The sequence below is a fragment of the Arthrobacter sp. AK01 genome (genome assembly GCF_021109375.1).
Lineage (GTDB): Bacteria > Actinomycetota > Actinomycetes > Actinomycetales > Micrococcaceae > Arthrobacter.
Genome location: NZ_JAJOHP010000004.1, coordinates 101,528 through 127,739, shown reverse-complemented (window position 1 = coordinate 127,739; position 26,212 = coordinate 101,528). Strand labels below are relative to the sequence as shown.

General features: G+C 61.8%; 26 protein-coding genes and 2 tRNA genes. 24 read left to right on the top strand and 4 right to left on the bottom strand.

The genetic code is table 11. The features are described from left to right. Positions 1-231: 231 nt before the first annotated feature. The 8 genes from obgE (at position 232) to LN996_RS02750 (ending at position 7,223) form a co-directional block, all read left to right on the top strand. Positions 232-1,818, top strand: coding sequence for a GTPase ObgE (gene obgE, locus LN996_RS02785; protein ID WP_159702855.1), 1,587 nt, complete (start codon positions 232-234; stop codon positions 1,816-1,818). Next, positions 1,808-2,989, top strand: a complete 1,182-nt coding sequence (gene proB, locus LN996_RS02780) for a glutamate 5-kinase (RefSeq protein WP_231338663.1) — start codon at positions 1,808-1,810, stop codon at positions 2,987-2,989. Before obgE ends, proB begins: the two co-directional genes overlap by 11 nt. Next, positions 2,986-4,350, top strand: a complete 1,365-nt coding sequence (locus LN996_RS02775; protein WP_231338662.1) for a glutamate-5-semialdehyde dehydrogenase — start codon at positions 2,986-2,988, stop codon at positions 4,348-4,350. The genes proB and LN996_RS02775 overlap by 4 nt, the downstream gene beginning before the upstream one ends. 82 nt (positions 4,351-4,432) lie before the next feature. Next, entirely contained in the window at positions 4,433-4,672 is a 240-nt protein-coding gene (locus LN996_RS02770) for a hypothetical protein (protein ID WP_144651516.1), read from the top strand. Positions 4,673-4,676: 4 nt separating this feature from the next. Further along, positions 4,677-5,351, top strand: coding sequence for a nicotinate-nucleotide adenylyltransferase (gene nadD / locus LN996_RS02765; protein ID WP_268825368.1), 675 nt, complete (start codon positions 4,677-4,679; stop codon positions 5,349-5,351). Between the two features lie 7 nt (positions 5,352-5,358). Further along, positions 5,359-6,567, top strand: coding sequence for a hypothetical protein (locus LN996_RS02760; RefSeq protein ID WP_231338660.1), 1,209 nt, complete (start codon positions 5,359-5,361; stop codon positions 6,565-6,567). Between the two features lie 59 nt (positions 6,568-6,626). After that, positions 6,627-7,031, top strand: a complete 405-nt coding sequence (gene rsfS, locus LN996_RS02755; RefSeq protein ID WP_091553904.1) for a ribosome silencing factor — start codon at positions 6,627-6,629, stop codon at positions 7,029-7,031. Between the two features lie 116 nt (positions 7,032-7,147). After that, positions 7,148-7,223 (top strand) — tRNA-Ala (locus LN996_RS02750). A 71-nt stretch (positions 7,224-7,294) separates the two neighbouring features. Here LN996_RS02750 and LN996_RS02745 read toward each other — a convergent pair. Next, a complete protein-coding gene (locus tag LN996_RS02745) occupies positions 7,295-7,885 on the bottom strand; it encodes a ScbR family autoregulator-binding transcription factor (RefSeq protein ID WP_231338659.1) in 591 nt (196 codons plus the stop codon). A gap of 339 nt (positions 7,886-8,224) precedes the next feature. Between LN996_RS02745 and LN996_RS02740 the strand changes: the two genes are divergently transcribed. From LN996_RS02740 to LN996_RS02715, 6 genes are all read left to right on the top strand, one after another. Further along, positions 8,225-8,297, top strand: a tRNA-Ala gene (locus LN996_RS02740). 429 nt (positions 8,298-8,726) lie between these two features. Beyond that, positions 8,727-9,878 carry a class I SAM-dependent methyltransferase gene (locus tag LN996_RS02735; RefSeq protein ID WP_231338658.1) on the top strand — a complete coding sequence of 384 codons (1,152 nt, stop codon included), beginning with the start codon at positions 8,727-8,729 and terminating at the stop codon, positions 9,876-9,878. 223 nt (positions 9,879-10,101) lie between these two features. Then, entirely contained in the window at positions 10,102-11,301 is a 1,200-nt protein-coding gene (locus LN996_RS02730; protein WP_231338657.1) for an ROK family protein, read from the top strand. Between the two features lie 59 nt (positions 11,302-11,360). After that, positions 11,361-12,749: an extracellular solute-binding protein gene (locus LN996_RS02725; RefSeq protein ID WP_374202207.1), complete on the top strand. Its 1,389-nt coding sequence runs from the start codon at positions 11,361-11,363 to the stop codon at positions 12,747-12,749. Then, on the top strand, positions 12,746-13,615 hold the full coding sequence (locus LN996_RS02720; RefSeq protein WP_231338656.1) for a carbohydrate ABC transporter permease: 870 nt from the start codon (positions 12,746-12,748) through the stop codon (positions 13,613-13,615). The genes LN996_RS02725 and LN996_RS02720 overlap by 4 nt, the downstream gene beginning before the upstream one ends. A gap of 29 nt (positions 13,616-13,644) precedes the next feature. Beyond that, the gene (locus LN996_RS02715; protein ID WP_231338667.1) at positions 13,645-14,490 is read left to right on the top strand and encodes a carbohydrate ABC transporter permease; all 846 of its coding nucleotides are present in this window, start codon (positions 13,645-13,647) and stop codon (positions 14,488-14,490) included. 27 nt (positions 14,491-14,517) lie between these two features. Here LN996_RS02715 and LN996_RS02710 read toward each other — a convergent pair whose 3' ends face one another. After that, a complete protein-coding gene (locus LN996_RS02710; RefSeq protein ID WP_231338655.1) occupies positions 14,518-14,751 on the bottom strand; it encodes a hypothetical protein in 234 nt (77 codons plus the stop codon). Between the two features lie 134 nt (positions 14,752-14,885). On the opposite strand from LN996_RS02710, the gene LN996_RS02705 reads away from it, so the two are divergent. Genes LN996_RS02705 through LN996_RS02680 form a run of 6 tightly spaced genes read left to right on the top strand, consistent with a single transcriptional unit; the run spans position 14,886 to position 19,968 of the window. Beyond that, on the top strand, positions 14,886-15,893 hold the full coding sequence (locus LN996_RS02705; RefSeq protein WP_231338654.1) for a MoxR family ATPase: 1,008 nt from the start codon (positions 14,886-14,888) through the stop codon (positions 15,891-15,893). 12 nt (positions 15,894-15,905) lie between these two features. After that, complete coding sequence (locus LN996_RS02700; protein ID WP_231338653.1) at positions 15,906-16,835, top strand: DUF58 domain-containing protein; 930 nt, start codon at positions 15,906-15,908, stop codon at positions 16,833-16,835. Beyond that, positions 16,825-17,286 carry a hypothetical protein gene (locus LN996_RS02695; protein ID WP_231338652.1) on the top strand — a complete coding sequence of 154 codons (462 nt, stop codon included), beginning with the start codon at positions 16,825-16,827 and terminating at the stop codon, positions 17,284-17,286. Before LN996_RS02700 ends, LN996_RS02695 begins: the two co-directional genes overlap by 11 nt. Further along, entirely contained in the window at positions 17,277-18,251 is a 975-nt protein-coding gene (locus LN996_RS02690; protein ID WP_231338651.1) for a VWA domain-containing protein, read from the top strand. The genes LN996_RS02695 and LN996_RS02690 overlap by 10 nt, the downstream gene beginning before the upstream one ends. Then, on the top strand, positions 18,248-19,264 hold the full coding sequence (locus tag LN996_RS02685; protein WP_231338650.1) for a VWA domain-containing protein: 1,017 nt from the start codon (positions 18,248-18,250) through the stop codon (positions 19,262-19,264). The genes LN996_RS02690 and LN996_RS02685 overlap by 4 nt, the downstream gene beginning before the upstream one ends. Then, complete coding sequence (locus LN996_RS02680) at positions 19,261-19,968, top strand: tetratricopeptide repeat protein (protein WP_231338649.1); 708 nt, start codon at positions 19,261-19,263, stop codon at positions 19,966-19,968. Before LN996_RS02685 ends, LN996_RS02680 begins: the two co-directional genes overlap by 4 nt. A 32-nt stretch (positions 19,969-20,000) precedes the next feature. Here LN996_RS02680 and LN996_RS02675 read toward each other — a convergent pair whose 3' ends face one another. Then, positions 20,001-20,507 (bottom strand): DUF2004 domain-containing protein, encoded by a 507-nt coding sequence (locus LN996_RS02675; RefSeq protein ID WP_159702905.1) that lies wholly within the window; start codon positions 20,505-20,507, stop codon positions 20,001-20,003. A 50-nt stretch (positions 20,508-20,557) separates the two neighbouring features. After that, positions 20,558-21,523: a LysR family transcriptional regulator gene (locus LN996_RS02670; RefSeq protein ID WP_231338648.1), complete on the bottom strand. Its 966-nt coding sequence runs from the start codon at positions 21,521-21,523 to the stop codon at positions 20,558-20,560. A gap of 396 nt (positions 21,524-21,919) precedes the next feature. On the opposite strand from LN996_RS02670, the gene nrdH reads away from it, so the two are divergent. From nrdH to nrdF, 4 genes are all read left to right on the top strand, one after another. Further along, on the top strand, positions 21,920-22,162 hold the full coding sequence (gene nrdH, locus LN996_RS02665; RefSeq protein WP_011775022.1) for a glutaredoxin-like protein NrdH: 243 nt from the start codon (positions 21,920-21,922) through the stop codon (positions 22,160-22,162). Between the two features lie 62 nt (positions 22,163-22,224). Further along, the gene (gene nrdI, locus LN996_RS02660) at positions 22,225-22,695 is read left to right on the top strand and encodes a class Ib ribonucleoside-diphosphate reductase assembly flavoprotein NrdI (RefSeq protein ID WP_231338647.1); all 471 of its coding nucleotides are present in this window, start codon (positions 22,225-22,227) and stop codon (positions 22,693-22,695) included. An 11-nt stretch (positions 22,696-22,706) separates the two neighbouring features. Then, positions 22,707-24,848: a class 1b ribonucleoside-diphosphate reductase subunit alpha gene (gene nrdE / locus LN996_RS02655; protein ID WP_308102689.1), complete on the top strand. Its 2,142-nt coding sequence runs from the start codon at positions 22,707-22,709 to the stop codon at positions 24,846-24,848. A 121-nt stretch (positions 24,849-24,969) separates the two neighbouring features. Then, positions 24,970-25,944, top strand: coding sequence for a class 1b ribonucleoside-diphosphate reductase subunit beta (nrdF, locus tag LN996_RS02650; RefSeq protein ID WP_011775019.1), 975 nt, complete (start codon positions 24,970-24,972; stop codon positions 25,942-25,944). The last annotated feature ends 268 nt before the right edge of the window (positions 25,945-26,212 follow it).

The window sequence follows — 26,212 nt, the reverse complement described above, 5'->3', positions numbered from 1 at the left end:
CCCCCCCCCCCCCCCCCCCCCCCCCCCCCCCCCCCCCCCCCCCCCCCCCCCCCCCCCCCCCCCCCCCCCCCCCCCCCCCCCCCCCCCCCCGGGCCCCCCCCCCCCCCCCCCCCCCCCCCACCGTTCTTTTAACCGCATTACAATCGACTGGGGCGCCCACAGGCGCGCTGGTTTTGCAACAGCGCTGGCAACAGCAACAAACGCTGTAAGACAGCAACTGAGGAGATCCACGTGGCGAGCTTTGTAGACCGGGTAGTCCTGCACGTATCCGGCGGAACCGGCGGCCACGGCTGTGTCTCCGTAAAGCGGGAAAAGTTCAAGCCGCTTGGCGGCCCCGATGGGGGTAACGGCGGTAACGGTGGCGATGTCATCCTGCGGGTATCTGCCCAGACCACAACGCTGCTGGACTACCACCACGCTCCCCACCGCCACGCCACCAACGGTGGCCCGGGCATGGGCGACTGGCGTGGTGGCAAGAACGGCGAGACACTGATTCTTCCGGTCCCTGACGGCACAGTAGTGAAGACCAAGGACGGCGAAGTCCTGGCCGACCTCGTTGGCGAGGGTACCGAATTCATCGCAGCCGCCGGTGGCCAGGGCGGCTTGGGCAATGCTTCCCTTTCATCGCAAAAGCGCCGCGCCCCGGGCTTTGCCCTGCTGGGCATCGAAGGTGAATCCAGCGACATTGTCCTGGAACTTAAGTCCATCGCAGATATTGCGTTGGTTGGTTTCCCCTCTGCCGGTAAATCCAGCCTCATCGCTGCCATGTCTGCCGCCCGGCCGAAGATCGCCGATTACCCTTTCACCACCCTCATCCCCAACCTTGGTGTGGTTCAGGCCGGCGAAGTCCGCTTCACTATTGCCGACGTCCCGGGCCTGATCGAGGGCGCCAGTGAAGGCAAGGGCCTTGGCCACAACTTCCTCCGCCACGTTGAGCGCTGCGCCGCGCTGGTGCATGTCCTGGACTGCGGAACGCTCGAATCTGACCGCGACCCCCTGTCCGACCTCGCCATCATTGAGGCCGAACTGGAGAAATACGCGGTTGACATGAGCTACGCCGGTGTTGACGGTGAGGTTGTTCCGCTGAACGAACGTCCCAAGCTCGTTGTCCTTAACAAGGTGGATCTCCCCGATGGCAAGGACATGGCCGAATTCGTTCGTCCGGACCTGGAAGCACGCGGATACCGGGTCTTCGAAGTGTCAGCCACCAGCCATGAGGGCCTGCGTCAGCTGGGCTTTGCCATGGCGGAGATCGTCAAGGCAGCACGCGACGCAGTAGCGATTGCTCCTCCGAAGGTTGCCGCGCCCGTCCTGCGTCCGCGGGCAGTCAACGAGTCCGGTTTCAAGATCCGCCGGGAGGAAAAGAACCTTGAGCCGCTGTTCCGCGTTCTGGGCGAAAAGCCTGTCCGATGGGTCAAGCAGACGGACTTCACCAACGAGGAAGCCATTGGCTACCTCGCCGACCGCCTGGCCAAGCTGGGTGTCGAAACCGAGCTCTTCAAGGTTGGCGCCAAGCCCGGAGATACCGTTGTCATCGGCGAAGACGACGGCGTGGTCTTCGACTGGGAGCCCACCATGATGGCTGGTGCTGAACTTCTGGCGACACCGCGAGGCACCGACATCCGTGTTGCGGACATCGGCGACCGTCCGACGCGTTCGCAAAAGCGTGACGAACAGATCGAGCGTCGCGAAGCCAAGGCAGCCGCGCGCGCCGAGCTCGAAGCCGAACGCAAGGCGGGCATCTGGACTGAATCCGTCAGCGGCCGCCGTGCGCAGACCGTGAGGGAAAGCACCCTGGACTCCGGTGATGACGACTAGGACCATCAACGCTCCGACAACGGCTGAGGGCCTGGAACGCCAGGCCCTCGCCACCGCAAAGCGGATTGTGGTCAAGGTGGGGTCTTCCTCGCTGACCAGCATCAAAGGTGGCATCTCCGAGAAGTCCCTTGCCGGACTGGTGGATGCCCTCGCCGACAAGCGGAATGCCGGCACCGAAATCATTCTGGTGTCCTCCGGTGCCATCGCTGCAGGCTTGGCTCCGCTGGGCCTGGCGAAACGGCCCAAGGACCTTGCAACCCAGCAGGCCGCAGCAAGCGTTGGCCAGGGACTCCTCATGGCGCGTTATACCCAGGCGTTCAGTGCCCACGGCGTCACGGTCAGCCAGGTCCTGCTGACTGCCGATGACCTCATGCGGCGCACGCAGCACACCAACGCCTTCCGTGCCTTGGACCGGCTGCTCAATCTCGGTGTGGTGCCGGTGGTCAATGAGAACGACACCGTGGCAACGCACGAGATCCGCTTCGGCGACAACGACCGGCTCGCTGCCTTGGTGGCACACTTGGTCCGCGCCGATGCGCTCGTGCTGCTCTCCGACGTCGACGCCCTCTATGACGGCCCGCCGTCCCAGGGTGCCAAGCGCATACCGTTGGTCCGCGGTCCGCAGGACCTTGAGGACGTGACCATCGGCAAGGCAGGCAAGGCCGGCGTCGGAACCGGTGGCATGATGACCAAGGTGGAAGCGGCATCCATCGCCGCCGGCTCGGGTATTCACGCCTTGGTCACGTCAACTGCCAACGCTGCCGCTGCCCTGGCGGGGGAGGACGTGGGCACCTGGTTCGCCGTGAACGGCAACCGCAAGCCTGTCCGCCTGTTGTGGCTGGCTCACCTGGCAACGGTTCACGGACGGTTGATGCTCGACGACGGCGCGGTGAAAGCCGTGCGCGACCGGCACAGGTCACTCCTTCCTGCAGGTATTTCGGATGTCAGCGGTGACTTCGAAGCCGGCGATCCCGTTGAGATGATTGCCCACGACGGAACCGTTGTGGCGCGTGGGTTGGTGAACTACTCTTCGGACGAACTCCCGCGCATGCTGGGCCGCACTACCCAGGAGCTCGGCCAGGCACTGGGCAGGGGCTATGACCGCGAAGTTGTTCATGTTGACGATCTGGTACTCCTGCGGTCGTCCCGCTCATCTAAACTTGGAGCATGACTGAAGCGCTGACTCCTGACGCCCCTGTGATCTCCGACGTGTCCGGTGCCCCCGGCCAGGCGCCGGAGAACCCTGCGGCAGGCGGCGTTCCACTGTCCGCTGAGGATGTCGAAGCTGCGGTTCATGCCATTGCCGACCGTTCCCGCAAAGCTGCCCGCCGCATGGGACAGGCAAACCGTGCATGGAAGGACCGTGCACTGCGCGCCATCGGAACAGCCTTGGTCGAGAACCGGAAGCACATACTTGAGGCCAACTCCAAGGACGTGGCCGTAGGACGCGCCAATGGCACCTCTGCGGCGCTTCTTGACCGCCTCACACTGACTCCCGCCCGCATCGACGGCCTTGTTGCAGCGTTGGAGAACCTGGCAGGCCTGCCTGACCCCGTGGGAAACGTCGTCCGGGGGCAAACCCTCCCCAATGGTCTTCGCCTGCGCCAGGTCAATGTGCCCATGGGTGTAGTGGCGGCAATCTATGAAGCCCGCCCGAACGTCACGGTGGACATCGCCGGCTTGGCCCTGAAGAGTGGCAATGCCGTGATCCTCCGCGGTGGGTCTGCCGCGGCCAACACCAACGAGGCATTGGTGCAGATCCTTCGCGAAGCGCTCGATTCCGTCGGCCTGCCTGCCGACGCTGTTCAGACAGTGGATCAGTACGGCCGCGAAGGCGCAAACGTCCTGATGCGCGCCCGGGGACGCGTGGATGTCCTCATTCCCCGCGGCGGACGCGACCTCATCCAGACTGTGGTGACCAGCTCGTCTGTCCCTGTCATCGAGACTGGCGAAGGAAACGTCCATATCTTCATTGACGAGTCCGCGGGCGAAGAGATGGCAGTGGAGATTCTCCTCAACGCCAAGACCCAGCGTCCGAGCGTCTGCAACACAGTCGAGACGCTTTTGGTTCATTCCGGCTCCACAGTGCTGCCGGCCGTTGCCGCCGCCTTGCGGGCGGCCGGGGTCACCCTCCACGTGGATGAAAGGATCGCTGCCGCCTTGGGCAATGACGTGGACACCGTTCCGGCAGATGATGAGGACTGGGCCACCGAATACATGGACCTTGACCTTGCGGTGGCCATGGTGGACACCCTGGATGATGCCGTTAAGCACATCCGGACGTGGACCACCGGGCACACGGAGGCGATCCTTACGAACAACCTGGCCAACGCCGAGAAGTTCATTGCCGAGATTGATTCCGCCGCGGTGATCGTCAACGCGTCCACACGGTTTACCGACGGCGGTGAACTGGGCCTCGGCGCCGAAGTGGGTATTTCGACGCAGAAGCTGCACGCACGAGGTCCCATGGGGCTGACGGAGCTGACCACCACCAAGTGGATCGTCCAGGGTGAAGGCCAAGTCCGCAGCTAGCAACGCTGTAACATAGAACAGAAGTCCGGAACGGTGGGGAGTCCTGCCGTGCAAAACATTTCAGAACCAACTAGGGGAGAAGATGCTGTTTCAGCAGATCGCCACGTCCATTGCCGCCCAAACGGAAGGCGGACACGAGGAACTCGCGCCGCTGTGGGCTGAGCCGTGGGTCTTCGGCATCGTGATGTTCGCTTTCCTGCTTGTCCTCATGTTCGTCACCCTCTCCTACACCAACCTGGGTAACCGCCACGAGGCCGTTGAAGAGCACTCCGATCCGCACCGCCAGCACCCCAACAAGCACACCCACGGGCAGGGCCACTAACATTATCGCCGCAACACCGCGTGGGGAGTCGGGGCGCAGGCTTCGGCTGGGCGTGATGGGTGGAACCTTTGATCCCATCCATCATGGCCACCTTGTGGCTGCAAGCGAAGTCGCAGCCAAGTTCGGCCTCGATGAAGTGGTATTCGTGCCCACTGGCCAACCTTGGCAGAAGTCGCACAAGCTGGTCAGCGAGCCGGAGCACCGGTACCTGATGACGGTGATTGCCACGGCTTCGAATCCAAGGTTCACCGTCAGCCGGGTGGACGTTGACCGGCCAGGGCCCACCTTTACCATCGACACGCTCCGCGATCTCCGGGCGCAGCGGCCCGACGCAGACCTCTTCTTCATCACCGGCGCGGACGCCTTGGCGCAGATCCTGTCCTGGAAGGACGTGGACGAGCTATGGTCCTTGGCGCATTTCGTCGGCGTGACCCGCCCTGGACATGAACTCAATGATCTTGGACGGACCGATGACGTCAGTTTGCTGGAGGTCCCTGCCATGGCGATTTCCTCCACGGATTGCCGGACCCGCGTAGGTGCAGGGAACCCCGTCTGGTACCTGGTGCCTGATGGAGTGGTGCAATACATCGCGAAATATGGACTGTACGCGGCGCATCCTGTGGCAGGAGAGCTGACGCCCGCACTGTCCGGATCAGACGACCAAGCACGTACTGAATGAGTTTTGAATGAGCAGCCAGGAACAGCGACCCATCCGCAGCAGGCGCGAGCTTCGCCGTGCCCGGGAAGAGCACCCCGAGGCGCAGCCGGACGCCAAGGTGGAACCGGACGCGCCCGCAAATGCCGATACTGCCGGTGAAACGGACCGTCCCACAGGCCGTAACCGTCGGGTCGCGGATGGACCGGTAGACGCCGTAGGAACCGCCGCGCAGGAGAGATCCTCGCAGGTCAGGGCCCGCGATCGTGCTGCGCTGCGGACCATCAAGGAGCTTGCAGACAAGGAAGAGCAACTCTCCGGAGGTGGGCCCCCCACTCGTCGACAACTTCGTCTGCAGCAACTCCAGGCTGAAGTTGCCACGTCGATGAACCCGATCGTTCCAGCGGCCGGTGCCACCCCGGACGCTTCACAGTCCGAGGCCGCCAAGGATGCCTCCAAGTCCGAGGCCGCCAAGGACTCTTCCAAGGACAAGATCGCCGCAACGGACAAAGTTCCCTCCGGCCCTGCGGAGTCCGAAATGTCGGTGGAGCAGGCGCTGGCGGTCCGGGAGTTGATAGCGGCCCAGGTTCAAAACCAGACCGCCAAGCTGGAACATATTGCCGAGCAGGATCCGTTGGCCGTTGATCCGGCGGTGCTGGCGGAACAGATCGCCCTGGCAGAACGCGCGGCAGTGTTGAACAAGCGTGCAGCCGCCAAGCAAAAACTTGCCGAGCAAAACCAAGCTGAGCAGGGCAAGGCGTCCACGGAGGTCAAGCCGGCCGACAACGGTAAATCTCCAGCCGCCACCGCAGGTCCTTCCACAGCCAACAACCTGGCGATGGTGACTCCTTTGGAGTTCGTCAAGGTTCCGGGTGTTGAACGGCCGGTAATGAAGCGACCCAGTACCACCTTCGTTCCGTTGATCACCTCCGCCGGCCCCAAGCTTGACGGCGGGCAGCCTCAGGGAAAGAAGCCGGGTTCGCGAGGGCGTGCCGGGGTGCTTGCCCGGGCGGAAGCGGTTGCCAGGTCCGCCAGGAAGAAGCCCGTTGCTCTGGCTGAACCGGGCGAGGAAGAGCAGAGGCCGCCGGTCTCTGCCAGTGCGGCCTATGGGCTGGACCCTTTGGACGTCAACACGGCAGGACTGGCCAGGGCGCAACGCAACAGGCTGCTGCAGTTCGGCGTTCTGGCATTGGGCTTGGTTGCGCTCATTGTCGGCATCATCATGATCACCAGCGGCTAGTTCCGCTCAATTTACGGCTCACGCCACACATCGGCCACAGGCCACAACAAGGAGTCCCCGTGTCTGCACATGAACAATCCATCACCCTCGCCCGTCACGCCGCGCGTGCAGCGGCGGACAAACTCGCCGAGGATATCGTTGCCCTGGATGTCAGCGAGCGTTTGGCCCTTACTGACATCTTCCTGATTGCTTCGGCTCCCACCGAGCGCCAGGTCAACGCAATCGTCGATGGCATCGAGGAAGAACTGCTGAAGCAAGACCTCCGTCCCGTTCGCCGTGAGGGACGCTCTGAAGGCCGCTGGGTCCTGCTGGACTACGCCGACATCGTGATCCACGTCCAGCACGCCGAGGATCGGGTGTTCTACGCCCTGGAGCGCCTGTGGAAGGACTGCCCGGTGGTGGACCTCGAGTTGGGGGATGACGCTTCTGCCAAGGCTGTTTCAGCAGAGGATTCCGAGCACTAGCAACGGACGGCGACCGAATATGCCCGATTTGGAATTTTCGGAAATGCTGTTCTAAGATATTTGAGTTGCTTCGGCGCGGATAGCTGGAAATGCTGAACGCGAAGCAGCGAAAATATGGGGCTGTGGCGCAGCTGGTAGCGCACCTGCATGGCATGCAGGGGGTCAGGGGTTCGAGTCCCCTCAGCTCCACCAAAGAAGGTCCTGCTTTCCTCACGGAAAGCAGGACCTTTTCCCGTATCCGGGGTGTGGCAACCGATGCGGTCTTAGCTGACCGGCCGTGATATCAGGGCCGGCAGCATGAATGCCCACATTTGTTCGATCCGTAGCATGACGTCTTCACGTGAACTCAAGACCTCGGAAACCATCTGGACGCCGGTGAAGGATGCAATCAGAAAGCGGGCGAACGCTGCCGGATCGAGGTCAGGCCTCACGGCGCCATCCGTTTGGGCTTGGATCAGCAGTTGCTCCGCAGTATTGATCCAGTCTTGGTATGGACCGGATATGTCAGCTTGAAATGCGGATGCTTCAAAGGTGAGGCGGATCCCGCCTTGGACGATCGGTTCGTCCAGCAGTTGCTGGCCGAACATTCTGCAAAGCCGGACGATTTTCTCCAGGGCGGGAATGTCCGATGCGGCTATCTGTGACCCGGCCGCCAATACTATTGCGTGCTGTTCTTCGATCACGGCCAAGGCGAGTTCGCGCTTGGACGTGAAGTGGAAGTACAGGGCGCCCTTCGTCACGGCGGCGCGCTTGGTAATGTCGGCCAAACTGGCGTTCCCATACCCAATCTCCGCGAAGACCCGCGCAGCACCTTCAATGACGGCAAGCCGGGTTTCTTTCGCACGTTGCTGCATGGGTGGATGGAACCTCTCGGGTGGTGCCGGACGCGCGGCGCTCGGGCCGCCGCTGAGACCCCACAACGCTATCATCCAGCGGACATGAATAAACCGGCTGAACGGTTTGGTTTATTGGCCCACGGATTCTAGACTTCAACTGGAGCAGCAGTATTCGAGCGCTGACTCCCCGGCAGCCGGTTTGGGGGGAGGTGCGGTGGATTCGTCCAACGCACCTCGGCTGCCGAGTGCGTGATGCACTTCACCTTCGGGCGATTTCGCTTCTCGGTGGATTGTGGTTACTATTGACGAGTTGCTTCGCCGGGAAGGGAAATACTTCCCCGCTAAGTCAGCAAATCCGGGGCTGTGGCGCAGCTGGTAGCGCACCTGCATGGCATGCAGGGGGTCAGGGGTTCGAGTCCCCTCAGCTCCACTTCGGAAAAGGACCCCGCTCATTCGAGCGGGGTCCTTTTGTTTGCCCCTCAGCCGGAGTCTGCTAACCCGGAGGTCGCGCAAATTCGGCGCCGCTGACGAAATCAACGCCTTGGAACGGTTGATCGCCTACCACCCTGGCGTTGTGACCCGGTGACGAGGTCCAGCACGGTTTTGTCCGGTCGGCGTGTTTCATCGGGAGAGTTGTGGGACTTTACTTCGAGGTTCGTGACAACATTGACACTCATGGCTTCTCGCAGGGGAGGGGGAGCCGAATGATAGGTAGTCCCGGTGCCTGGCTCCGAGGATTCGCCGTGACGTGTGCCTGCGCTGCCGGGATAGTTGCAGTCTCCAACGAGACAAACAGGTGTTTGTATGGTGCACCCTCAGGGTTCCTCCAAAGCGCCGCCAAAGTCGAGACAAATACGCAATGAAAGCGAGACCATTAACCGTGACGGCATTGGAGCTTGAGGCCCTGTTCAGCTCATTGTCCAGGCTTCCCGACGTCGAAGCAGACAACCTGCAGGCATACGACGCTACTGATCGCCTTCTGCTGGAAACAGCCGCGGGTTTTGTTGACCCGGGCGCTTCGGTGGTTGTCGTCGGAGACCGGTACGGCGCCTTGACGCTGGGCGCGTTGTCCGGGCTTGGCGTCGGGCAGGTGCGCGTCCACCAGGACCTCTTCACTGGTCGCCTCGCATTGGCGCGCAACGCCAAGGCAGCTGGTCTTGAGGGCCGCTTCACTCAGCATGAAATCGGCCAGGAGTTGTTGGGCAGCGCGGCCCTGGTACTTGTTCAGTTGCCAAAGTCGCTGGCTGAACTGGAGGAAATTGCCGACGCCGTTGCCCGGTTCGCGGCGCCGGATGCGGTGATGCTGGCGGGCGGCCGCGTCAAGCACATGACGATGGGCATGAACACGGTCCTGGACAAGTATTTCTCCTCGGTCCAACCCCAGCTTGCCCGGCAGAAGTCCAGGGTTCTCATAGCCAGGGACCCCAAAACCGTTCACGGCACGCCGCCGTTCCCGGTGGTCGAACCCGTGCCGGAACTGGGGATTGCGGTAAGTGCCCATGGCGCTGTCTTCTCCGGTACGCGCCTCGATATCGGTACGCGCTTCCTGCTGACATTCCTGGACCGCATGCCCGCCGCCCACCGCGTAGTCGACCTTGGATGTGGTACTGGGATTCTGGCCACGATGTATGCGCGACGCCATGATGGGGCAACAGTGATTGCGACAGACCAGTCCATAGCTGCTGTAGCCTCTGCCCGTGGTACTGCGGAGGCAAATGGCTTGGGAGGGCGGGTTGCGGTGGTTCACGACGACGCCATGTCAACACTGGAACCAGGCAGCGCAGACCTCATCCTCCTGAACCCGCCCTTCCACTTGGGCGCCACTGTCCACGCCGGCGCGGCACTGAAGATGTTTAAAGCCGCCGCGCGGGTCCTTGCTCCGGGAGGGGAGCTCTGGACTGTGTACAACAGTCACCTGCAGTATCGGGCTGTGCTTGAACGGCTCATCGGGTCAACGTCGGAAGAAGGCCGCAACCCGAAGTTCACGGTGACACGCAGCATCAATTCCTGATCTGGCGTCATCAACGCACGGTCTGAATGGCCGTCGCATAGAATTCAGTGTCATCGTTACCAACCCCTGACTCCGACGCCAGCGTGTGCTCGTACCCGTAGGGGCGTGGGTATCGTACGATGCAGACACAGACTAAATTCGACGAAGTTTTTCCGAATGACGAGGGGCATCAGTGACTGAGATCCGGCAGCCGACACCTAGGCGCGGAACGAATCTACCCCGTATGGGGGACTTCAATCTGACCGTCATTCTGGAGGCGATCCGTCGCTCGTCGCTCGGGCTGAGCCGCGTCGAACTGGCACAGATCGTTGGACTTTCCCCACAGACGATTTCCAATATTTCCCGCCGGCTCCTGGACCAGCAGCTGATCGTCGAGGCCGGTAAAGAAGGCTCCGGCCCAGGCAAACCGAGAACCATCCTGCGCCTCAATCCCGCAGGTATGTATGCGGTAGGCGTCCATCTGGACCCTGCTGTCATTACTTTCGTGGTCCTTGACCTTCTAGGCGACGTCGTCCGGCATTCTCGGATGGCAACTCCAGGGGGAGACCCAGCCGGAGTGATCACCAGCATCGCTGCGCAAATCAAGGTCCTCATCGAAGAGTCGGGCGTGGATGCGTCCAAGATCGCCGGGCTCGGCGTTGCTGTTCCCGGCCCGATTGACCTTGACGAGGGCTCCGTGGTGGAACCGCCACTGCTGACGCGGTGGAACCGGGTGCGTATCCGCGAGGCATTGAGCGAGGCCACCGGGCTGGAAACCCTTGTGGACAAGGATGTAACCAGCGCAGCGGTGGCCGAGACATGGGCAGGCGGCGCCAGCGGTGCCGGCAGCTTTGTCTTCATGTATATGGGTACAGGCATCGGCTGCGGCATTGTGCTCAATGACGAAGTGGTGCGGGGAACGTCCGGGAACGCGGGCGAAATCGGCCACATCGTGGTTGACCCCGGCGGTCCACTGTGTGATTGCGGACTGCACGGATGCGTTAAGTCCTCCTGCATCCCACAGGTAGTGGTGGCAGAGGCCGAAGCCGCCGGTGTCCTTGACGGTCACCGGGGAGGGGCAGACGGTCCCGAAGTCCAGGAACGTTTTGCGGAGTTGTGCGACAAAGCTGATGCCGGCGACCGGAAGGCTATTGCCATCCTGGATAGGTCGGCAACGCTCGTCGCTCGCGCAGTCTCCGTGGTGACCAACACTTTGGATGTGGAGCGGGTTGTCTTCGGCGGTCCGTTCTGGGCGCGGATGTCACCGTACTTCCTGGAACGTGTTCCGGAACTCCTGGACAGGAACAACGCCGCCCGTATGATCCACGACCTCGAAGTAGTAGGGACCGGAGTAGGCGAAGACGTCGGCGCCATCGGTGCGGCATGCCTCGTCCTGGAGCACATGCTGGCTCCGCGGGCACAGCGGCTCCTGCTGGAGGGCTAATTAACTGGAGCGCTAAGTAAGCAGCACCTTTGAAGGATTGGAGCACCATGGGCCGCCCAATGAAGCTAGCCGGTCTGACGTCTGCCGTAGTGAAGCCGGCCGCAGCGAAGTTTGCTGCCATGGTTTCCGTCGCTGCCGTCCTGGTGGCAGCGACTTCGTGTTCGCCCACTCCTGAGGCCGCGGAGAATAAGACGCTCAAGATCGTCTATCAGAAAACGGATGCGTCCACGGCCCTTGATGCCGTCATGCAGGAGGCCAAGAAAGAAGTCGAAGCCGCCAACTCCGGGGTAACCGTGGAGCTTCAGCCCATTCAGGCCAATGATGATGACTACGGGACCAAACTCGCGTTGGCGCAGCGTTCAGCGGACACAGCGCCGGATGTTTTCTACGAGGACACGTTCAAGGTGCGCTCGGATGTCGACGCCGGCTACCTCCTGAAACTGGACAGTTACCTTGCGAACTGGGATGACTGGTCCCACTTCAATGACGCAGCCAAGGCCGCCGGCCGGGCAGATGACGGCAGTATCTATGCGGTGCCGTTGGGCACCGATACCCGGGCCATCTGGTACAACAAGGCTGTCCTTCAGAAGGCCGGCATTCCCGTTCCGTGGCAGCCCAGGACCTGGGAGGACATCGTGACAACGGCCCGTGCCGTGAAAGCATCGGATCCCAACGTGATCGCATTCAACATGTACGCGGGAAAGGGTACCGGCGAAGGCACCGTCATGCAGGGGTTCTACGAGCTCCTCTATGGGACAGACAGCACTTTGTATGACGAGTCAGCCAAGAAATGGGTGGTCGGCTCCCAAGGTTTCACGGATTCGCTGGCCTTCCTTAAGACCCTTTACGACGAGAAGCTCGCTGTCAGTCCTGCCGAGGCGCTGGACGCGAACGTATGGAAGAAAGTCTTTGGCGAGTGGTTCCCCCAAGGCAAGCTGGCGGCCACAGTGGAAGGTTCCTACACGCCGTCGTTCTGGCAGAAAGGCGGCGCGTACGAATGGGCCGGCTATGAGCAGGAAATGGGGGTCGCGATGTTCCCGACCCGGAATGGCCAGGATCCCGGTGGCGTCAGCATGTCAGGCGGCTGGACGCTGGCAGTGGGGGCCAAAAGCAAGAATCCGGACCTTGCCTTCCAGTTCCTCAGCACAGCACTGAACAAGAAGAACGCGTTGTCTTATGACATTAATAACTCGCAGATCGCCGTCCGTACGGATGTAGCCTCCGAAGCTGAATACCTGGCAGCCAACCCGTTCGTGAAGGATGTTTCGGACTTAGTGGCAGTGACGCATTACAGGCCCGCCACCGCTGACTACCCGAGGATTTCCACTGCTGTCCAGGTGGCCACTGAAACAGTGATCACCGGCAAGCAAAGTCCTGAAGATGCTGCTGCGGAATACGACGCCACCGTCCGGAAGATTGTGGGGGAGGACAGGGTCCTGGAGAAATGACCATCCGCCGCTTCCTGCGGTTCCTGCCGGTAGTCCCCTCCATTCTGCTGCTCCTGCTCTTCCTGCTGGCCCCGGTGGCCTGGTCCTTTTACGCGTCCTTCACCGACGCAGCCCTATCCGGCAAGGCTGCCAGGGATCCGCAATGGGTGGGCGCGGACAACTATGTGCGGATGTTCAGCGAAGACTCCTTCCCGCTGGCTGCCTGGCTGACGGTGGTGTTCGTGGTGGCCTCGGCGGTGATTGGCCAGAACGTCCTCGGCTTGCTGATCGCGCTTCTGATGACGCGGTCCCGGAACGCGGTCTCGGCCTTGGTGGGCACGGCCGTGGTTGCCGCTTGGGTACTTCCGGAAATCGTGGCAGCGTTCGCCGCCTACGCCTATTTCAGCCGGGATGGCACACTGAACCAGGTGGTGGGCCTCCTCGGAGGCCAGGGCCTGGACTGGCTGTATTCGTTCCCCCTCGTGGCCATCATCCTTGCCAATACCTGGCGGGGGACCGCTTTCTCCATGTTGGTGTACAGGGCTGCACTGGCGGAAGTCCCCCGGGACATCGCGGAAGCCGCACTCATGGACGGAGCCCGGGGCTGGCAGAGGCTCGCGTTCATTACCTTGCCGTTGATCCGCAGCAGCATCGCTACGAACCTGATGCTGATCACGCTCCAGACGCTGGCCGTATTCACCCTGATCTGGGTGATGACGGCAGGCGGACCGGCGGGCGCCAGCACTACGCTGCCTGTGTTGGCGTACCAGGAGGCATTCAAGTTCGGCGACATCGGATACGGTACGGCGGTGGCCTCCGTGCTGATCCTGTTGGGCATGGTTTTCGGCGCTGTCTATGTACGGCTCCTGCGGGAGCAGCGCCCATGACCACCAGCAGCCTGCGAGCGCAGGACAGGATGGAAGGCGCGACGGCGGGTGGCCGCTCGCGCTTCAGGGCCAAGCTGGGTGCGGATATCGCCCTTGCGGTGATCGGAATCTGCTTCCTGGCGCCTTTGCTGTGGTTGCTGCTGGCCGCCGTCGATCCCCAGGCCGGCTACCAGACCAAGGTGCCGTCGGCGCCGTCGCTGGCGAACTTCAGCGCCGTGCTGACACCGGAGCTGTTGTTCCAGCCGTTGGCCAACAGTTTCTTATTGTCCGCCGGCACGGCCGCGGTGAACCTGATTGCTGCGGTGCTCGCCGCTTACCCCCTGTCCAGGTACCAGTCCCGGTTCAACAAACCATTCATGTACACGGTCCTGTTCGGTACGTCGTTGCCGGTGACGGCAATCATGGTGCCCGTCTACGGATTGTTCGTCCAACTGCAGATGCTGGATTCCATGGCGGCCACCATCTTCTTCATGGCAACCACTACTTTGCCCATGGCGATATGGATGACCAAGAACTTCATGGACTCGGTCCCCCTGGAGCTGGAGGAGGCGGCTTGGATGGATGGGGCGTCGGCAATGGCGGCGCTGCGGAGAATCGTCCTGCCTTTGATGCGACGGGGGCTCGGTGTGGTGTTCATCTTTGTCTTCATCCAGGCATGGGGAAACTTCTTTGTTCCCTTCATCCTGTTGCTGTCACCGGACAAGCAACCGGCTGCGGTGTCAATTTTTAGTTTCTTCGGCCAGCATGGCGCCATTGCCTACGGCCAGCTGGCTGCATTCTCCATCCTGTACTCCGTGCCGGTGCTGGTGCTCTACGCCCTGGTCTCCCGCGGCATGGGGAACTCGTTTGCCCTGTCCGGGGCCATGAAGGGATAGCTGGAGCCGTGAGGGGGCCGTGGAACCTTAGTCGATGTCTTCGATGATCTCGCCGTAAGGGATGGACTCGTCGAGGTGGGCTTGATGACCGGTTGGTCCCCTGTTGAAGGTGATCCTGACCCCGTGGCGTTGGTCGGCGGCTGATTGCAGGAGAATGGGCCGTACAGCGTCGATGACGTGCTGGTCCTGGGCGGCGAGGTAGTTCTGGTAGGCGGCTGGTAGCTGATGCATGGCAAAAGGATAGACCTCGGACGGCTGCATGGGGAGGGGTCCCCATTGCGGGCTTGAGCAGGGAGGGCTTGGATAGAGTGGCCTCTGCAGGCGGAAGCACTTTGTGCCAGGCACCCGTGCCGGCTGCCTGCCGGGAGACCAAGACGCCAGCGAGGGGACCACGAGTGCAACAGAGAACAGCCACGGCCGGAATCGATGCACCGGATATGGCCCGTGCCCAGCAACTCGTCGGCAGCATCATTCGCAGCTTCGAGAACAAAGTGGTGGGCCAGGCCAGGTTGCGTGAGACCTTGGTGATCGGGTTGCTGACAGGCGGCCACGTGCTGCTGGAAAGTGTTCCCGGCCTTGCCAAGACCACCGCCGCCCAGGCAATCGCGGAGTCGGTCAGTGCGGAGTTCCGCCGGATCCAGTGCACCCCGGACCTGCTGCCCAGCGACATTGCAGGCACGCAGATTTTCGACGCCGCCAAGGGTACGTTTGTCACCCAGTTGGGTCCGGTCCACGCCAATATCGTGTTGCTGGACGAGATCAACAGGTCAAGCGCCAAAACACAGAGCGCCATGCTCGAGGCCATGCAGGAACGGCAGACCTCCATTGGTGGAGAGACCTTCCCCTTGCCGCAACCGTTCCTCGTGCTGGCCACGCAGAATCCCATCGAGCAGGAGGGAACGTATCGCCTTCCCGAAGCGCAAATGGACCGTTTCATGCTCAAGGACGTGTTGGATTACCCCAGTCCGGCTGAAGAAGCGGAGGTCATCCGCAGGATCGACGCCGGCGTGTTCAGCACCGATCAGAAGCCACCCGCCGCTGCTTCGCTCAACGCAGTGGTGCAGGTGCAGGAACTCGTGCGGCGGGTCTATATCGATCCGGCCATCGTCAGATACATCGTGGGTCTGGCCTATGTCACCCGCAATGCTTCGCAGTACTTGGAGCCCAAGCTTGCCAACCTCGTGGAGTTCGGTGCCAGCCCGCGGGCCAGCATCGCCTTCAGCCAGGCAGCAAGGGCGCTGGCTTTGATCCAGGGTCGGGACCATGTCATTCCCGAGGACGTCAAAAGCCTCGCGCACCGTATTCTTCGCCACCGCATCATCCTGGCTTTCGATGCTGTGGTTGAAGGCATTCCGGTGGAATCCGTCATCGATGCCGTCGTGGCATCTGTCCAGACACCGTAGCGGGGACACCGCGTGCCAAGCTTGCTTCGCCGGGTTAAGTCGAAGATGTTCATCTTCGCCCACCGAAGGACCCTCGCCCTGCTCGACGGCGAATACGGTTCCGTCTTCGCAGGCCGCAGCCTGGACTTTGACGAACTCCGTGCGTATGTCCCAGGCGATGAGGTCAGGGACATCGACTGGAAGGCGACAGCACGGCACGGATCGCCCTTGGTCAAGCGCTATGTGGCAGTACGCCGCCACTCTGTCCTGCTGCTGGTGGATACCGGACGGAACATGGCCGCCGAGACCCTGTCAGGTGAGCCGAAGAAGGACATTGCCGTGCACGCAGCCGGGGTTCTGGGATATTTGGCGTGCCGTCACGGTGACGACGTTGGCCTTCTGCACGGGAACGCGGACGCATCACAGTACGTCCCACCCCGTGGCGGCGAAGAGCACCTGGAACGGTTGCTGCGGGTGGTGGATTCGAGCGTAGCTTCGGATGGGCCACCCAGCTCCCTCGCAGAGCAACTCGACTACGTCCTGAAGTACATCAAAGGGCGGCTTCTCATCGTTGCTGTTGCCGACGAATTCATGCCGGACGCCCGCACGGAGGACCTGATGCGCAGGCTTCGGGCCCGGCATGAAGTACTGTGGCTCACCATCAAGGATGCGGAGCTCGCTCCAGGGGCAGGCGGCCCCTACCCGGACAGCACCGACGTGGCAACGGGGCAGGGAATTCCAGCGCCGCTGAGCTCCGACAGCAAGGTCCGGGCGGCGTATGCGGCTGCCATGGTCGAACGAGGCGAACACCGCAGCGGCATTTTTCGTCGCCTGGGCATAGCCGAGGAGCACACCGTCGGGAGCCTGGACGTCCTGTCCGCAGTCTTCGCCCTTCTGGAGAAGCACCGTTCCGGCGCGCTGACCGCCCGGAGCGCCACCAAAGGCGGCACACGTGCAGGATGACGCCGGCTTCTACGCGCCGCTTGCCTACCAGCCCTACTGGCTATGGCTGGGGCTGGTGATCCTGCTGGCCATTGCCGGCTGGTATGCCTGGATCTTCCGCCCCACACGCAGCAAGGAACCTGCCGCCCAAGGAGCGCCCACACCGGACCTTGACGCGCTGCGCTCCGCTTGCCTCACTGCCATCAACGCCACAGCAGAGGAGGCCGACGCCGGACGCCTCCCCGTGCGCGATGCCCACCAAAGACTCAGCTTCCTGGTGCGGGAATTCGCCGGGGCAGCGACAGGGCTACCGGTGACGTCCATGACACTTGAGGAGCTCCGGCACCAAGGACTCGAGGGACTCACCAAAGGAATCGCCGGACTCTATCCCAACGAATTCGCCCCCGTGCCCGTCCACTCCGTGCAGCACTCGGCAGAGACGGCGCGCCAGGTGGTGCTCGAATGGAACTAAGTTACTGGTGGGTCCTTCCTTTCGCCGCAGCAGCGGTGGTGCTCAGCGCCTGGCTGTACCGCCGCCGTCGTCGTCCGCAACAAACCCGACCCGTAGCGCACGGTGACCGGCTCACCGACCTGCCTGAATATCACGGGGCGCTGCGCCGGCACCGCAGAAGACTGGCGCTCGCCGTCGTGCTCGGGGCAGTGTTCCTCGCCGCCACCGCGACAGCCGCTGCCAGGCCCATCCTGCGCACCACGGAGGAACCGGAAATCCGGAACAGGGACATCGTGCTTTGCCTGGACGTCTCCGGCTCCATGACCAGCACCGACGCCGCCATAGCCACCGTGTTCCAGGAACTCGCCAAGGAATTCGACGGCGAACGCATCGGCATGGTCATCTTCGACAGCAGCAGCGTGCAGCTCTTTCCCCTCACGGACGACTACCACTACGTCGTGGAACAACTCGCCGAAGCCAAGGAAGCCCTGGACAGCGGCGCGGGATCCTTTTTCGACGGCACGTGGAACGGTGAAGGCTCCTCACTGATCGGCGACGGCCTGGCGTCCTGCGTGCAGAGCTTCCCTGACGACAGGGACCCCAAGCGCTCGCGGTCCGTGGTCTTGGCCACTGACAACTTCCTTTCCGGCGAGCCGATCTTCACCCTGGGTGAAGCCGGAACACTGGCGGCCGCCAAAAATATCAAGGTCTATGCCCTGAACCCCGGCGACATGGACTACGGAGACCGCCCCGATGAGCCGGGTGCCCGTCTCAGGGCCGCCGCAGAGCGGACCGGGGGCGCCTACTTCACCGTGGACAGCGCCGAGGCCGTTCCTGGCATCGTCGGTAACGTCCAGGAATCAGAGGCCACTGGCTACCATTCAGCACCCCAAGCGGTGATAACGGACGCTCCCGCCTGGCCCCTCGGGATCGCATTGATGGCCGGTACAGGAATGCTGGTGCTCGGATGGCGGATGGAGCCATGACCTTCGCCCCCATTATTCCGTGGCCCCTGCTGGTGTTGGCCATCGTCGCAGTGCTGGCCCTCACCGTATTGGCCTTCACGCCGTGGGGTCCCTTGCGAAGGGGACGAAGCCAACCACAACGGTCCATGAGGCCGGCAGCGTTCCGATGTGCCGCCGTCGTCCTTCTGCTTCTGGCCGCCATGCGACCTGGCTGGGCCGGTGGCCAAGCGCAAACTGCGGCGTCGGACATGGACGTGTTTTTTGTAGTGGACACCAGCACCAGCATGGCTGCGGAAGACTACAACGGCACCCAGACGCGGCTGGCCGGTGCCACACAGGACGTCATGGCGATAGCCAAAGAGCTTGCCGGCGCCAAGTTCGCCCTGATCACTTTCGACAACAAAGCCAACCTCCGGATGCCCCTCACCCGTGACGCCACAGCGTTGCAGACAGCCATGACCACGCTCCAGCCCCAAAACGCGCGCTATGCCACGGGCAGCAGCGTGACCGGCGCCAGCCAACTCCTGAAGGAAAAGCTCGCGGCAGCCACGGAGCAGCACCCTGGACGCCCCGCGCTGGTCTTCTACGCCGGCGATGGCGAAAACACCAGCGCCGAACGGCCCTCGGCCATGGATGCCGCCAACGTGGCCGGGGGAGCAGTCCTCGGATACGGCACCATACAGGGCGGGCGCATGAAGGAAACCTCGGACACTGACGCCGGTTACCTCAAGGACCGCAGCGCAGATAGCGCGCGCGACGCCGTTTCACGAATCGACGAAGGGCAACTTCGCACTATCGCCGACCAACTCCACGTTCCGTACACACTTCGGAACGGCACCGGGGCAACGTCCGACATGCTCGGCAAAGCCCAACCCGGTGCCCTCACCATCACCGACGGCGACCCCCCTGGACGTATTGAGCTGTACTGGTTGCTCGCCATGGTCGCCTTCCTGCTGGCATTGCACGAGCCCCTTCGCCACCTTGCCGCGCTCATCAATCTCCGCACTCCAGCACGAAAGGAGCCCTCCCCATGACAAGCAACACCGCACGACGACGGCGACTCCGGCGTGCGCTGTGGTCCGCACCTCCGGCCCTTGTGGCGCTCGCAGTAGCGGCCAAACTCCTGAGCGTGGGTGCCTTGGGTGGTGCAGCAGCTGAGACATTTTCCGCCAAGGAGCAGGGCAAGCTGGCCGGAGTTGCCACGTGGCTTCAGATCGCGAACGTTGTGGAGCCCCACAAAGCGTTGTTTGCCGCCGGAGATGCGCATGCGATGGCGGGGGAGTTCGACGACGCCCGGAGGTACTTCGACGCCGCGCTCCAAGCCGGACCCGGCGTCGACGACTGCAAAGTCCGCGTCAACCTCGTGCTGAGCATCGAGAAGCTGGGGGACTCAACAGGGGACCGGGATGCTGCGGCCCTGCTGTTCCGGGAGGCTCTTAGCACGGCGGAGGCCGCGCCATCTCAATGCCATGTAGCCGGTCCGGCGAACGCAGACGGGGAAGGGGACACGCTGAACGCTGCCGGTGAACGGCTCAGCGGGAAAATCTCCGAAGGCGCATCCCAAAGTGGTGATGAAGAGCAGCCCGGCCAGGAAACTCCGGCCGCCCCGCAAGAGGACCAACTCAAGCAGCTGGAGGAAATCGCCCAACAGGCCCAGCGGGAGCGCTCCGAGGGGCAGGAACGGGGAGAATACCTGCGCAGCCCTGACGATGGGCCACGCGTTGACAGGCCATGGTGACACTTTCGGCGAACAAAGTTCGTAAAGCCTGTTTACGACTCCCACAGGATTTCGTCGTCCACCACGCCGTCTTCGTCTGCGGCGACGACCAGGAGCTCGTCCGTGAAATGCGATCCGAGGGTGAAATCCAACACAAAGTACCGCTCGGGTTGGCCGGGGTAGATGGCGACGTGGCCGAGTTTGAGGGCCTTCAGGAAGACGTCGTTGGTGAGCTGGCCCTTGTCGCGGACACCGAAGACCGATTCAAGCTGCTCTTCCTTGAGCTGTGAACTGTGGAAATGCAGGAACTGTTGGGGGTTGGTGCCGTCCTGGTCAAGCTCATCGGCGATCATTTCCCGGACTTGGTCCACGAGCTCCGGCAGGAAGCGCAGCCGGTAGTCCACCTTGCGCATGGCGGCCTCGTCAAAGTGATCGTGCGCGGTGACGTTGAGGTCCAATTCCAGCTGGTTGCCGGCCAGCTCATGTCTGGCGACGAAGCAATGCTCACGCCCGTGGTTGAGCTCGATCTCCCCAAAATGTTTGCTCGCTACCTTGCCCATGTGATCAATCTAACCCCATCAACGGGCGGGTTCCAGCACTTGGGGATAATTCACCTGCGTCGCTGCGGACCCTTGACAGGCGCGGGTTTCAGGGGGTGGAGACCGCTCTTTCCCGACGTGTCCCTGAGGGTGTCGGCAAGCAGTTGCGTGAACAACTGCACTTGGGCTGTGCGCTTTTCGTTGATGAGCAGCGCGAACACGTTTCGAGCCAGCCGGATGTCCGGTACGTCAAGGACCACGACGCCGGGTGGCCGGTTCCGCAGCGCCAGTTCCGGAACCAGCGAGGCACCCAGGCCGGCGGCGGTCATCTCCAGGCTCGCGTGAAAGTCGTCGCTGTAGGCCACCACGCGGGGGTGGAGGTTGCAGCTGGCAAAGAGGCGCTCAATCACCAACGCATCGCTGGTGCCGGGGTGGTGGACGATCCAGGGCATGTCCGAAAGATGGGCCGCTTCAATCTCGGCATCCTCGCGGATCTTCCATGAGGCCGGCAGCACCACGCGGAAGTCGTCGTCGCCGATCCACTGCCTCTCCAACGAATGCGGCCACGCCAAACCGGATTGCCCCACCTGGTAGACCAATGCCACGTCCAGTTCGCCGCCGCTGCGCAAGCCCTGGATGGTTTGGGCGGGTTCAGCAACGGAGACACGAAGTTCGATGCCCAGCCCGTTCCAACGCTCATTTCGCAGGATGTCCGGCAGAACGTAGGTGGCCAGGCTCGGAAAGATGCCCAGCCGGAGTTCCTGGGCGGGGGAGTCGTTCGTCCTCGACGCCGCCGCCATGAGGGCCTCTACATCCGTCAGCACTTTGGACGCATGTCGGGTCATGGTCACGGCAGCTTCGGTAGGGACGACACTGCGGGCCGACCGCTGGAAGAGCTCGACGCCGGTATCACGCTCCAGCGCGGCCATCTGTTGGGAGACTGCCGAGGCTGTGTAGCCAAGCTGGGCGGCGGCAGCAGCAAAGGAACCCAAGCGGGTTACTTCCATCAGCGTCCGGAGGTGGAGGAGATTGACCATCAGCAGATTTTAGCTGTTCGCCACGCCACATTTTCAAAGTGCCACGACACGCCGTATCCCGGCGACACGCTGGAGATTAAATGTGGCTAAGTAGTCCACAGGGTGTGGATGACATCTCTCAATTTGGCGGAATCACGGACATTTTGAGGGCCCTCGCCTGTGGACGAGCAGTGGATTGAATGACATACTTGTAATACATCATCTTGGGGTTCCAGTTCGGCGCTTGCACTACATGTAGTATCGATTTACGGATTGAGCGGGGAACCAGCACAAGACAAAATCAGAGCGTGTTGGCTGTCACGGCAGCCCGCGGGCCGGTATCGGATTCAGTAGCTAGTTCCGGTTGAGCCCGCCAGATACGAAGAGCGACAGACTTCAACTAAGGGGACAGGGATCATGACCGTAACGGTTTACACGAAGCCGGCCTGTGTTCAGTGCAACGCAACCTACCGGGCACTCGACAAGAAGGGCATTGCCTACCAGAGTGTCGACATCTCCCAGGATGCCGAGGCCCTTGAGCGCCTCAAGGCACTGGGTTACATGCAGGCTCCGGTTGTCGTCACCGAGCAGGACCACTGGTCTGGTTTCCGCCCGGACAAGATCGAGGAACTGGCCCAGGCCGTTTCCTCCGTGGCCTAAGTTTCATTCAAACTTCGCCACCACAACACACTAAGAATTCCTATGTAGTCGAGGTGACTCCCATGGCACCGCTGGCAGCGGCACCCGTACGCGATGCTGCGGAAGCTGTGACCACGAGGAGTCACCTCATCTACTTTTCCTCGACCTCCGAGAACACCAAACGATTCGTCCAGAAACTGGGTACGGATGCAGCACGCATCCCGCTCTACGCCCAGGATGCTCCGCTTCAAGCCCTCGAACCTTTCGTCCTTGTACTGCCTACCTACGGTGGAACAAACGGCGAAGGTTCCGTGCCGAAGCAAGTCATCAGATTTCTCAACGATCCCGGGAACAGGGAACTGATCCGCGGTGTTATCGGAGCGGGGAATACCAATTTCGCGGACAACTACTGCGCAGCGGGGGACATCATCTCCGTCAAGTGCAAGGTGCCGCATCTTTACAAATTTGAACTCATGGGGACGCCGGAAGACGTTCAGCGGGTCAACGAAGGGCTGGAAAAGTTTTGGACACAACTGTCGCAGAAACAGAAGTAACCGGGGGCGCTGTGGACACGGTCAAGAAGCCGCTGCCTGAGGCTTTCAAGGGCCTGGGCTATCACGAGCTCAACGCCATGCTGAACCTGTACGGACCCAACGGCGAGATCCAGTTCGAAGCTGACCGTGAAGCTGCGCACCAGTACTTCCTGCAGCACGTGAACAACAACACGGTGTTCTTCCACGACCTGGAAGAGAAGCTCGACTACCTGGTGAAGAACCAGTACTACGAGCGCGAAACCCTTGACCAGTACACGATGAACTTCATCCGCGACCTCTTCAACCGCGCGTACAAGAAGAAGTTCCGTTTTGAGACCTTCCTCGGCGCCTTCAAGTTCTACACGTCCTACACGCTGAAGACTTTTGATGGCAAGCGCTTCCTGGAGCGTTACGAAGACCGCGTCTGCATGGTTGCCCTCCACCTTGCCCGTGGCAACGAAGACCTTGCCAACCGTTTGGTCGACGAAATCATCGATGGCCGATTCCAGCCGGCAACCCCTACGTTCCTCAACGCCGGCAAGGCACAGCGTGGCGAACTCGTCTCCTGCTTCCTGCTCCGCATCGAGGACAACATGGAGTCGATTGCCCGCGCCATCAACTCCGCGCTGCAGCTCTCAAAGCGCGGCGGCGGTGTGGCCCTTTCGCTCACCAACATCCGTGAGCACGGCGCCCCGATCAAGCAGATCGAGAACCAGTCCTCCGGCGTCATCCCCGTCATGAAGCTCCTCGAAGACAGCTTCTCCTACGCCAACCAGCTCGGTGCCCGCCAGGGTGCAGGCGCCGTATACCTGCACGCCCACCACCCGGACATCCACCGCTTCCTGGACACCAAGCGCGAGAACGCCGACGAGAAGATCCGTATCAAGACCCTCTCCTTGGGCGTTGTGGTCCCGGACATCACGTTCGAACTCGCCAAGAAGAACGAGGACATGTACCTCTTCTCCCCGTACGACGTCGAGAAGGTCTACGGAGTTCCGTTCTCCGATATTTCGGTGACCGAGAAGTACTACGAGATGGTTGACGATTCCCGGATCAAGAAGACCAAGATCAGTGCCCGCGAGTTCTTCCAGACCCTTGCGGAGATCCAGTTCGAGTCCGGTTACCCGTACATCATGTTCGAAGACACCGTGAACCGGGCCAACCCGATCGACGGCAAGATCACCATGAGCAACCTTTGCTCTGAGATCCTGCAGGTCTCCTCGCCGTCCATCTACGCGGAAGACCTCAGTTACGAGACCGTGGGTAAGGACATTTCCTGCAACCTCGGTTCCATGAACATTGCCAAGACCATGGATTCGCCGGACTTTGGTCGCTCCATTGAGACGTCCATCCGCGCCCTCAGCGCTGTATCCGACATGTCCTACATCAACTCGGTGCCGTCCATCGCCCAGGGCAACGCCCAGAGCCACGCGATCGGCCTCGGCCAGATGAACCTCCACGGTTACCTTGCCCGCGAGCACGTCCACTACGGTTCCGAAGAGGGCCTGGACTTCACCAACATCTACTTCTACACGGTGCTGTTCCACGCGCTGCGCGCCTCCAACCGCCTAGCTATCGAGACCGGCCAGACGTTCGGCGGCTTCGAGAAGTCCACCTATGCTTCCGGCGAGTTCTTCGACAAGTACACCGAGCAGGAATGGGTTCCGGAAACGGAGCGCGTTCAGGAGCTCTTCGCCGGCCACCACATCCCCACCCAGGATGACTGGCGCGAGCTGAAGGCTTCGGTCATGGAGCACGGCATCTACAACCAGAACCTGCAGGCCGTACCGCCCACCGGTTCCATCAGCTACATCAACAACTCCACGTCTTCCATCCACCCGGTGGCCGCCAAGATCGAAATCCGCAAGGAAGGCAAGATCGGCCGCGTCTACTACCCGGCTCCGTACCTGACCAACGACAACCTGGAGTACTACCAGGATGCCTACGAAATCGGCTACGAGAAGATCATCGACACCTACGCCGCTGCCACGCAGCACGTGGACCAGGGCCTGTCCCTGACGCTGTTCTTCAAAGACACCGCCACCACGCGCGACATCAACAAGGCGCAGATCTACGCATGGCGCAAGGGCATCAAGACTCTCTACTACATCCGTCTCCGCCAGCTCGCGCTGGAGGGCACGGAGGTGGAAGGCTGCGTCAGTTGCATGTTGTAATCAGCCTCTATTGGTTGATTAATTGCGGCCCCGGCCGTACTCAAAACTAAAGAGCACGACGGCGGGTTTCCACCCGCCGTCGTAGGCTTATCTCAAGAAAACCATCGCTTAAGGGGATGAAATGACCGAAAAGGTCAAGCTGCTGACACACGTCGAGGCCATCAACTGGAACAAGATCCAGGACGACAAGGACGTGGAAGTCTGGAACCGGCTGGTCAACAACTTCTGGCTCCCGGAGAAGGTGCCGCTGTCCAACGACGTCCAGTCGTGGCACACGCTGACGCCTGATGAGCAGCAGCTCACCATGCGCGTTTTCACCGGCCTCACCCTGCTGGACACCATCCAGGGCACCGTCGGCGCCGTTTCGTTGATCCCGGACGCGATTACCCCGCACGAAGAAGCTGTGTACACCAACATCGCCTTCATGGAGTCGGTGCACGCCAAGTCCTACTCGTCCATCTTCTCCACCCTGTGCTCCACCAAGGAGATTGACGACGCCTTCCGCTGGTCCCTCGAGAACGAGAACCTGCAGAAGAAAGCCCAGATCGTCATGGATTACTACCAGGGCGACGATCCCCTGAAGCGCAAGGTTGCCTCCACCTTGCTGGAAAGCTTCCTGTTCTACTCGGGCTTCTACCTGCCCATGTACTGGTCTTCCCGCGCCAAGCTCACGAACACGGCTGACCTCATTCGCCTCATCATCCGCGACGAGGCAGTGCACGGCTACTACATCGGCTACAAGTTCCAGAAGGGCTTGGAGAAGGTTTCCGAGGCCCGCAAGCAGGAAATCAAGGACTACACGTTCGAGCTGCTCTTCGAGCTGTACGAAAACGAAGTCCAATACACGCACGACCTCTACGACGGAGTAGGCCTGGCCGAGGACGTCAAGAAGTTCCTGCACTACAACGCCAACAAGGCCCTCATGAACCTCGGCTACGAGGCCATGTTCCCGGCGTCCGTCACCGACGTAAACCCGGCCATCCTGTCGGCTCTGTCCCCGAACGCCGACGAGAACCACGACTTCTTCTCCGGTTCGGGCTCCTCCTACGTGATTGGCAAGGCTGTCAACACGGAAGATGAGGACTGGGAGTTCTAGTAGTCATTGTGAGATGACAGGCTAGTTGGCCATTATGACAACTTAGGTGGCCAATGGCCAGACAAGGTGGCCAACGGACAGGCTATTTGGCCGCTTTCGAGTCCTATGGACAATTTAGTTGGCCATTTCTCCTAAGCTCCCGTCGATCGGTCCGTATGTTTTGGTGCCCCTGTCACTCTCTGACGGGGGCACCCCGACTGGTGTTGGAACATGAGGGCTGAGGAAATGATGGAGCATGGCCCCGTGCGGTGCGCTGTGTGTGCGGCGT

Excerpts from the sequence above, each read along its gene's own strand:
- proB (WP_231338663.1), top strand. The coding sequence starts at position 1,808 with ATGACGACTAGGACCATCAACGCTCCGACAACGGCTGAGGGCCTGGAA.
- LN996_RS02775 (WP_231338662.1), top strand. The coding sequence starts at position 2,986 with ATGACTGAAGCGCTGACTCCTGACGCCCCTGTGATCTCCGACGTGTCC.
- LN996_RS02770 (WP_144651516.1), top strand. The coding sequence starts at position 4,433 with ATGCTGTTTCAGCAGATCGCCACGTCCATTGCCGCCCAAACGGAAGGC.
- LN996_RS02760 (WP_231338660.1), top strand. The coding sequence starts at position 5,359 with ATGAGCAGCCAGGAACAGCGACCCATCCGCAGCAGGCGCGAGCTTCGC.
- LN996_RS02745 (WP_231338659.1), bottom strand. The coding sequence starts at position 7,885 with ATGCAGCAACGTGCGAAAGAAACCCGGCTTGCCGTCATTGAAGGTGCT.
- LN996_RS02735 (WP_231338658.1), top strand. The coding sequence starts at position 8,727 with ATGAAAGCGAGACCATTAACCGTGACGGCATTGGAGCTTGAGGCCCTG.
- LN996_RS02730 (WP_231338657.1), top strand. The coding sequence starts at position 10,102 with ATGGGGGACTTCAATCTGACCGTCATTCTGGAGGCGATCCGTCGCTCG.
- LN996_RS02725 (WP_374202207.1), top strand. The coding sequence starts at position 11,361 with ATGAAGCTAGCCGGTCTGACGTCTGCCGTAGTGAAGCCGGCCGCAGCG.
- LN996_RS02720 (WP_231338656.1), top strand. The coding sequence starts at position 12,746 with ATGACCATCCGCCGCTTCCTGCGGTTCCTGCCGGTAGTCCCCTCCATT.
- LN996_RS02715 (WP_231338667.1), top strand. The coding sequence starts at position 13,645 with ATGGAAGGCGCGACGGCGGGTGGCCGCTCGCGCTTCAGGGCCAAGCTG.
- LN996_RS02710 (WP_231338655.1), bottom strand. The coding sequence starts at position 14,751 with ATGCAGCCGTCCGAGGTCTATCCTTTTGCCATGCATCAGCTACCAGCC.
- LN996_RS02690 (WP_231338651.1), top strand. The coding sequence starts at position 17,277 with ATGGAACTAAGTTACTGGTGGGTCCTTCCTTTCGCCGCAGCAGCGGTG.
- LN996_RS02685 (WP_231338650.1), top strand. The coding sequence starts at position 18,248 with ATGACCTTCGCCCCCATTATTCCGTGGCCCCTGCTGGTGTTGGCCATC.
- LN996_RS02680 (WP_231338649.1), top strand. The coding sequence starts at position 19,261 with ATGACAAGCAACACCGCACGACGACGGCGACTCCGGCGTGCGCTGTGG.
- LN996_RS02675 (WP_159702905.1), bottom strand. The coding sequence starts at position 20,507 with ATGGGCAAGGTAGCGAGCAAACATTTTGGGGAGATCGAGCTCAACCAC.
- LN996_RS02670 (WP_231338648.1), bottom strand. The coding sequence starts at position 21,523 with ATGGTCAATCTCCTCCACCTCCGGACGCTGATGGAAGTAACCCGCTTG.
- nrdH (WP_011775022.1), top strand. The coding sequence starts at position 21,920 with ATGACCGTAACGGTTTACACGAAGCCGGCCTGTGTTCAGTGCAACGCA.
- nrdI (WP_231338647.1), top strand. The coding sequence starts at position 22,225 with ATGGCACCGCTGGCAGCGGCACCCGTACGCGATGCTGCGGAAGCTGTG.
- nrdF (WP_011775019.1), top strand. The coding sequence starts at position 24,970 with ATGACCGAAAAGGTCAAGCTGCTGACACACGTCGAGGCCATCAACTGG.